Genomic DNA, 897 nt, shown 5'->3' on the forward strand with positions numbered 1-897 from the left:
CTGCGGACACAGTTGACGAAACACTATGGGTGCGGCCCGATGTGTTTTCTTTTCATATTTTTATAAGAAATCTTTTGCGCCGTTTTTCAGCACTTTCTTTTTTTCACGCAGAAAAAGAGCTTAACATTGATTTTAAAGGCCTTATAGAAGAGGCCCAAAAAATTAATACCGCGGGGAAAAAGTTAAGATTAGTTGAAATTACGCGCTATTCTGCGCGAACTAAACAAAAAATGCCTTTGCGGGGTCTTGTTGGTGAAGTTTCTTTTGAAGGCGACATTACGCCCTTTACTTCTCTTTTAAGGGCGGGCGAGTTTGTACACGTTGGGAAAAACACAAGTTTTGGTTTCGGATATTACAGAATTATATCTTCCTAAGCTGATTTCGTTTAAGCTTTAATTAGATTCCTGGCCGAGTTCTAAACGTACATGAACTGGCTCGTGCCTTTAAAACTTTTTCATAGAAACATTGGCTCCTAATCTTCTTTGTCACACAAATAACTGAAAATGGAAGCAATCCTATGGATCGCCCTGGCCTCTACGGAATTTACACCGATGAAAAACGCATGCTCTAAATGGCATTTTCCTTTGTATAGTTCGTTTTCGCGCAGAGCACATTTCCCATTATTTCTGTGAGAAGAACCATCGCTTTGAGAAGAACAAACAAAGCGTATAATCAATAGGCCATACACCAATTTATCTTTCAAAAGTCTTAAATTATAGGAAAACTATATCAATTTCTGCCATATTTCTTAATCTCTTACACCTCTTCTCCTTTTTGAGCCCGAAAAATCTTTTTATTTTTAGCGCCGCCTTCTCTACAAAACTTTGACTCCCTATAGCTAGACTCTCGGTAAAGTATTTCATTCGTTGTCTAAAAATTTCGCCTGTCCCTCTTTCT

At 38.2% G+C, this 897-nt stretch carries 1 protein-coding gene and 1 pseudogene; one reads left to right on the plus strand and one right to left on the minus strand.

Annotated features, from left to right (window positions below; translation table 11 throughout):
• Window positions 1-374: CRISPR system precrRNA processing endoribonuclease RAMP protein Cas6 (cas6, locus tag TH606_RS11170; protein ID WP_157627929.1), on the plus strand; the 374-nt coding region annotated here is incomplete at its 5' end.
• Between the two features lie 339 nt (window positions 375-713).
• Here cas6 and TH606_RS11950 read toward each other — a convergent pair.
• Window positions 714-897 (minus strand): annotated as a pseudogene (locus TH606_RS11950) (hypothetical protein); the annotation flags it as partial.

It is taken from the genome of Thermodesulfatator autotrophicus (genome assembly GCF_001642325.1).
Classification (GTDB): Bacteria; Desulfobacterota; Thermodesulfobacteria; order Thermodesulfobacteriales; family Thermodesulfatatoraceae; genus Thermodesulfatator; species Thermodesulfatator autotrophicus.